This is a genomic window from Pseudomonas sp. MC6 (assembly GCF_054790575.1).
Genome location: NZ_CP186504.1, coordinates 560,899 through 567,500, shown reverse-complemented (window position 1 = coordinate 567,500; position 6,602 = coordinate 560,899). Strand labels below are relative to the sequence as shown.

Below are 6,602 nucleotides of genomic sequence, written 5' to 3'. Positions count from 1 at the left end.
ACAATAAAGCCTTGCTCTCACCTTGGACGATGCCACGTAATGAATGACCAGCCACGCTCCCTTGCCTCAATGCTGTTCCCGGTTGGCCTGCTATTAATAGCCATGGCGTCGATCCAGTCCGGCGCCTCTCTGGCCAAAAGCATGTTCCCCATCGTTGGCGCCCAGGGAACCACCACGCTGCGCCTGATCTTCGCCAGCATGATCATGCTGCTAATACTGCGTCCATGGCGTGCGAGGCTGACCGCCAAATCACTGCGCACAGTCCTCGTCTACGGCATGGCATTGGGCGGCATGAACTTCCTCTTCTATATGTCATTGCGCACGGTGCCATTGGGAATTGCCGTCGCCCTCGAATTTACCGGGCCACTGGCCGTAGCCATCTATGCCTCCCGCCGTGCCATCGACTTTCTCTGGATAGCCCTGGCCGCCGCCGGCTTGATGTTGCTGATTCCAACAGGTGCAACCAGCGCCGGAATCGATCTGGTAGGCGCCGGGTATGCACTGGGAGCAGGTATCTGCTGGGCGCTATACATTCTGTTCGGTCAGAAGGCCGGGGCCGATAACGGTGTGACGACTGCGGCGCTAGGGGTAATGATCGCGGCACTGTTCGTCGCCCCTATCGGCATCGTGCATGCAGGTGCAGCCCTTTTGACCCCTTCGCTGATCCCGATTGCCATTGGCGTCGCCATCCTGTCCACCGCCCTGCCCTACACACTGGAGATGGTCGCCCTCACCCGCCTCCCGGCACGCACTTTCGGCACATTGATGAGTATCGAACCGGCCTTCGGAGCGTTATCGGGCCTTCTGTTTCTGCATGAATTCCTCACGCTGTCACAATGGATGGCGATCCTGTGCATTATTCTGGCATCCGTCGGCGCCACCATGACCATGGGTAGCGCTGCGAAACCCGCCATCGCGGCTGATTGAAAGAGGTTTTTACGAAGGTCTGGCAATTGGCGCGCATTTAGGCCATGTTTAGACCCGTAACCCAATGCCAGACATGGATTTTTTCGGACAGGGATTTCAAAACGCTTAAAGCGCAAGCGAACACAGGCAAACCCGAGCGTCAGACTCGTGGCCGCTATAAGGACGGTAATGAAACGAATTTTGATACTGATCGCCATACTGGCTGTTGCGGGTTGTGCGGCGACTTCGGAAACTCAGGTAAAACGCGGAAAAAAAGGGCTGCACATCAACTGCTCCGGGCTATCGTCCTCCTGGGACAAGTGCTACGCCAGTGCCGCCAGTGCCTGCTTGCCGAAAGGCTACAAGGTCATCGCCAAATCCGGTGACGCCGTGGAAGAACCCGGCGACTACCCGTTCGGTCTCAATCCTGCGGGCTACACCAGCCGCAGCATGATTGTCATCTGTAAATAGATCAGCGCTGCCCGGCAATCTGCCGGCCGATCTCTTCCTGACTGGACTTCAGCACCGCTTGCTGAACGTCCGGCGTAGCCAACATGCGCGCCACCACCAATGCGCCGACGCATTGTGACAATACCGACCACGCCAGGGCCTCGCTTTCCAGTATCTGCGCCCAACGCGCCTGAAGGCGACAAATCCACAGCTCGGCCTGTTCGCGCACCTGCACATCCGATCGGGCAATTTCTGCCCCCAGCGCCGGCAACGCGCAACCGGCCTCAGGTTGTTCTACGTGAGCCATGCTCAGATAGTGTTTGAGACAGCGCTCCAGTCGCTCACGATCCTGCGTGCCCTCGCCGCCCAATCGCTCAAGGCTTTGACCCAACTCGCGCTCGACAATGGCGGTGAACAACGCATCTTTGGACGAGAAGTGGCTGTAGAACGCCGCACCACTCAATCCGATAGCCTTCATCAAACCATCCACGCCCACCGTGGAAAACCCGGAGCGCTTTGCTGACAGCGCGCTGCTCTGCAGTAGCTTTTCCCGGGTTTCCAGCTTGTGACTGGCGGAGTAACGCATGTGTTTGCCCTCGAATCGACTGCCTTGACGTTGCCTGGATCCTAGCATAACGTTCGTTCACTTAACGATCGTTTAATAAAGGGACTCACCCATGAATAACAAGAAGGTCGTGTTGGTAGTTGGCGCTGGCGATGCCACGGGCGGAGCGATTGCCAAGCGTTTTGCCAGAGAAGGTTTCATCGCCTGCGTCACCCGGCGCAGCGCCGATAAATTGCAACCGCTGGTGGACGCGATCAAGGCTGAAGGCGGCGAAGCTCATGGCTTTGCCTGCGATGCGCGCAAGGAAGAAGATGTCATCGCGCTGATTGAAGACATTGAAACCCGCGTCGGTCCGATCGAAGCCTTTGTGTTCAATATCGGCGCCAATGTGCCGTGCAGCATCCTTGAGGAAACCGCTCGCAAATATTTCAAGATCTGGGAGATGGCCTGTTTCTCCGGTTTCCTCAATGCCCGAGAAGTGGCTAAACGCATGGTCACGCGCAATCGCGGCACGATTCTCTTCACCGGTGCCACCGCCGGACTTCGCGGCGCATCCGGATTCGCCGCTTTCGCCGGTGCCAAACACGGCATCCGCGCACTGGCGCAAAGCATGGCGCGGGAACTGGGGCCGATGAACATCCACGTCGCCCACGTAGTAGTCGACGGTGCAATCGACACCGATTTCATTCGCAACAGTTTCCCCGAGAAGTACGCCACCAAAGATCAGGATGGCATCCTCAATCCCGAGCACATCGCCGAGAACTACTGGTATCTGCACAGTCAGCCACGGGATGCCTGGACGTTCGAGCTGGATCTGCGCCCTTGGAACGAACGCTGGTAAGCCCACGCCATAACAATAAATAGAGAGAAACGATAATGACGAAAACCGTGGAGTTCTATTTCGACCTCGGCAGCCCTGCCACCTACTTGGCCTACACCCAATTACCAAAGATCTGCGCCGCGACGAACAGTGAGTTGATCTACGTTCCAATGTTGCTCGGTGGTGTATTCAAGGCAACCGGCAACGCGTCACCGGCGATGATTCCGGCGAAGGGTCGGTATATGTTTGAGGATCTGGACCGCTACGCGAAACGCTACGGGGTGCCGCTGAAATTCAATCCGCATTTCCCGATCAACACCCTGATGTTGATGCGTGCGGTTACCGGCATCCAGTTGCGTCAGCCAGAACGCTTTCAGGCGTTTATCGATTGCCTGTTCACAGCGCTATGGATTGACGGACGCAGCCTCGACGAACCCGCTACCGTCGCCACCGTGCTGAGCCAACACGGCTTCGATCCGCAGGAAGTGTTAGCGCTGACCAATGACGAATCCGTCAAAACAAAGCTCAAGGACAACACCGAAACCGCAGTTAAACGCGGCGTGTTCGGGGCACCCAGTATGTTCATCGGCAATCAACTGTTCTTCGGCCAGGATCGGCTCGACTTCGTTGAGGAGTCCTTGCGCCAAGGCTAAGCGATCATTCAGGCGCTGATAACAGCGCCTGAATTGCAACGGATCAGATGGCCGCAGTGCGGGTGTTCAGCCATTCCAGCGCAGCACCCTCAAGCAAAGGACTCAAGCGCTCACGCACTTGCGCGTGGTAGTCGTTAAACCACTGTTTATCTTCTTCCGACAGCAGGGCCGGCAGCAGGCAACGCGTGTCGATCGGGCACAGTGTCAAGGTTTCAAACTTGAGGAATTCACCGAATTCGCTGCTGCCCGCCTCGCGGTTCATCGCCAGGTTCTCGATGCGCACGCCCCAACGACCCGGACGGTAAGTGCCCGGCTCGATCGAAGTGATCATCCCCGGCTGCATGGCCGTTTGCGGTGCAGGCGCGGCCTGATACGCAATCACTTGCGGGCCTTCATGAACGTTGAGGAAATAGCCAACGCCATGACCCGTACCGTGACCGTAATCCACACTGTCGGCCCAGATCGGCGCGCGGGCAATGGCGTCGAGCAGCGGCGAGAGAATGCCTTTCGGGAACTGCGCACGCGACAGCGCAATCACGCCTTTCAACACGCGCGTGCAATCGCGCTTCTGCTCTTCGGTCGGCGTACCGACCGGCACCATCCGCGTGATATCCGTGGTCCCGCCCAGGTATTGACCGCCCGAGTCGATCAGCAGCAAGCCATCACCCTCAATGACCGCGTGTTCTTCTTCAGTCGCGTGGTAATGCGGCATCGCGCCATTGGCGTTAAACGCAGCAATGGTGTTGAAACTCAGCGAGACATAATCCGGACGACGTTCGCGGGCAGCGGTGAGCTTTTCGTCGATGGTCAGTTCGGTAATGCGTTCGCGGCCCCAGGCCGATTCCAGCCAGGCGAAGAATTCGCACAGCGCCGCACCGTCCTGCTCCATCGCTTGGCGGATGTGCTGAGCATCGGCTTCACTTTTCTGCGACTTGGCCAACGTGGTCGGGTTCAAGCCTTCGACCAGCTTCACACCGCTGTCGAGGTTATCCAGCAAACCGCTGGTCACTCGCGCCGGGTCAACCAGCAGGCTCGCGCCACTCGGCACGGCACGCAGGGCATCTGCGACTTCGCGGTAATCGCGCAGCGTCACGCCGTCCTGCTCCAGCAAGGCGCGCAATTGAGCATCAACCTTGCTCAGCGCCACGAACAACGTGGCCTGCTGCTGATCGATCAAGGCAAACGATACAAACACCGGGTTGAACGACACATCGCCGCCGCGCAGGTTGAACAGCCAGGCAATGTCGTCGAGGGTGGCGATGAAATGCCAGTCCGCCCCGCGCTTCTGCAAGGTTTCGCGCAGTTTGGCGAGTTTCTCGCCACGGCTGACGGTCGCTTGCGGTGGCAGATGCTGATAGATCGGGGCATTCGGCAGGCTCGGGCGATCGCTCCAGACTTCCTGCAACAGATCGATGTCGGTACGCAGACGTGCACCGCGTGCTTCAAGCTTGCTGCTCAGGGTACGCGCCGAGGCCACGGCCATCACCGCACCGTCGACCGCAACTACACCACCTTCCGGTGTCTGCTCGGCGAGCCAGTCAAGCGGGCTCGGCTGACCCGGTTGCAGTTTCACCAGTTCGATGCCGCTGCCCTTGAGTTCCTTGCTCGCTTGCTCCCAATAACGGCTGTCGGCCCAGACGCCGGCGAAATCAGTGGTGACGATCAACGTCCCGACCGAACCATGGAAACCCGACAACCACTGCCGGCCCTGCCAGTAACCCGGCAGATATTCCGACAAATGCGGGTCGGCGGATGGCACCAGCAGTGCGTGAATGCCTTCGCGGCGCATCAGTTCGCGGGTGTGCGCCAGGCGCTGGGGCACCGATCCTTCGGTCGAGGTCTGGGTACTCATCATGTCTCCTGCTAATCACTTCATCGTTATTGTTCGTAGCCGTGAGGTCGGCTTGTTTAAATTCCTGTCGCCCAGAATGCCGGAGCACTGGCGCAGGCGGTCTTGATCAGTTGAACGGCTTTGTCGATATCTTCGGCGGTGGTGAAACGGCCGAGGCTCAGCCGAATGGTGCGACCGGCCAGATGCGCGTCATGCCCCAGCGCCAACAGCACGTGAGATGGCGTATTACTGGCCGAGTTGCAGGCCGAGGTCGCGGAAAAGGCGATCAAATGACTCAACGCCGCGCTGTTGAATTCGCCTTCGCTGAAGGTCAGGCTCAAGGTGTGCGGAATGCGCTGAGTGGCACAACCATTCAGGCGCACGCCCGGCAGGCTCAGCAGTTGTTCGAGCAGGCGTTCACGCAGTGCGACGATGGTTTTTTTCTCGGCATCGAATGCCTCGGCGGCCAAGGCAAATGCTGCGCCCATCCCGGCAATCTGGTGCGTCGCCAAGGTTCCGGAGCGCAAGCCACCTTCATGTCCGCCGCCGTGAATCTGCGCCTGCAAACGCTGCTGCGCCCGTGGGCCGACATACAGCGCGCCGATGCCTTTGGGGCCGTAAAGTTTGTGCGCCGAAAACGACATCAAATCCACCGGCCACTGCGCCAGATCGATGATCACTTTGCCGGCGCCCTGTGCCGCATCAACATGGAACAACGCCTCACGACTGCGCACCACTTCGCCAATCGCTTGAACATCATTGACGGTGCCCAGTTCGTTGTTGACCAACATCAGTGACACCAGAAAGGTGTCGTCGCGCATGGCTTCACTGACCGCTTGCGGCGTGATCAGGCCATCGGCGTCCGGCACCAGATAAGTCACGGCGATGCCGGCGTCCTGCAATTGGCGGGCGGTATCGAGGATGGCTTTGTGTTCGATCTGACTGGTAATGATGTGGCCGCCGGACACCCTGCGCGCATGCGCCACGCCTTTGAGGGCGAGGTTATTGGACTCGGTGGCACCGGAGGTCCAGACAATCTGTTCGGCATTGGCGCCGACCAGATCGGCAACCTGGCGGCGGGCCTGCTCGACCGTGTGCCGGGCCTGCTGGCCGAACGCGTGGGAGCTGGAAGCCGGGTTACCAAAGTTACCGTGAAACCCCAGACACTCGATCATCACCTGGATGACCCGCTCGTCGACCGGGGTGGTGGCGGCGTAGTCGAAATACAACGGACGTGTGTTCATAAAAGACTCGCAGAGCGTGTTCCGGGATCAGGAGGCTCGTGTCTGCAAACGGTACGGCGCAGCCTTGTGAGCTGCGCGTCGGTTCGAGAGCGTCATCAATACCTGATCGGATGCCGTTAAAGAAGAACAACTT

At 59.0% G+C, this 6,602-nt stretch carries 7 protein-coding genes; 4 read left to right on the top strand and 3 right to left on the bottom strand.

Going from position 1 to position 6,602, the window contains the following annotated elements; all coding sequences use genetic code 11:
- Positions 1 to 39: 39 nt before the first annotated feature.
- On the top strand, positions 40 to 927 hold the full coding sequence (gene rhtA / locus ACOYXE_RS02690) for a threonine/homoserine exporter RhtA (RefSeq protein WP_160058839.1): 888 nt from the start codon (positions 40 to 42) through the stop codon (positions 925 to 927).
- 168 nt (positions 928 to 1,095) lie between these two features.
- Positions 1,096 to 1,377 (top strand): hypothetical protein, encoded by a 282-nt coding sequence (locus tag ACOYXE_RS02685; protein WP_095120409.1) that lies wholly within the window; start codon positions 1,096 to 1,098, stop codon positions 1,375 to 1,377.
- Position 1,378: 1 nt separating this feature from the next.
- Here the strand turns inward: ACOYXE_RS02685 and ACOYXE_RS02680 are convergent, their stop codons facing one another.
- Complete coding sequence (locus ACOYXE_RS02680; RefSeq protein WP_160058840.1) at positions 1,379 to 1,942, bottom strand: TetR/AcrR family transcriptional regulator; 564 nt, start codon at positions 1,940 to 1,942, stop codon at positions 1,379 to 1,381.
- Positions 1,943 to 2,033: 91 nt separating this feature from the next.
- Here ACOYXE_RS02680 and ACOYXE_RS02675 point away from each other — a divergent pair, with 91 nt between their 5' ends.
- A complete protein-coding gene (locus tag ACOYXE_RS02675; protein WP_160058841.1) occupies positions 2,034 to 2,762 on the top strand; it encodes an SDR family oxidoreductase in 729 nt (242 codons plus the stop codon).
- Positions 2,763 to 2,797: 35 nt separating this feature from the next.
- Positions 2,798 to 3,394 (top strand): 2-hydroxychromene-2-carboxylate isomerase, encoded by a 597-nt coding sequence (locus tag ACOYXE_RS02670; RefSeq protein WP_160058842.1) that lies wholly within the window; start codon positions 2,798 to 2,800, stop codon positions 3,392 to 3,394.
- A gap of 43 nt (positions 3,395 to 3,437) precedes the next feature.
- Here ACOYXE_RS02670 and ACOYXE_RS02665 read toward each other — a convergent pair whose 3' ends face one another.
- Together ACOYXE_RS02665 and ACOYXE_RS02660 are read right to left on the bottom strand one after the other, a co-directional pair.
- Positions 3,438 to 5,246 carry an aminopeptidase P family protein gene (locus tag ACOYXE_RS02665; RefSeq protein ID WP_460927583.1) on the bottom strand — a complete coding sequence of 603 codons (1,809 nt, stop codon included), beginning with the start codon at positions 5,244 to 5,246 and terminating at the stop codon, positions 3,438 to 3,440.
- A 56-nt stretch (positions 5,247 to 5,302) separates the two neighbouring features.
- The gene (locus ACOYXE_RS02660) at positions 5,303 to 6,469 is read right to left on the bottom strand and encodes an aminotransferase class V-fold PLP-dependent enzyme (RefSeq protein ID WP_460927581.1); all 1,167 of its coding nucleotides are present in this window, start codon (positions 6,467 to 6,469) and stop codon (positions 5,303 to 5,305) included.
- Between the last annotated feature and the right edge of the window lie 133 nt (positions 6,470 to 6,602).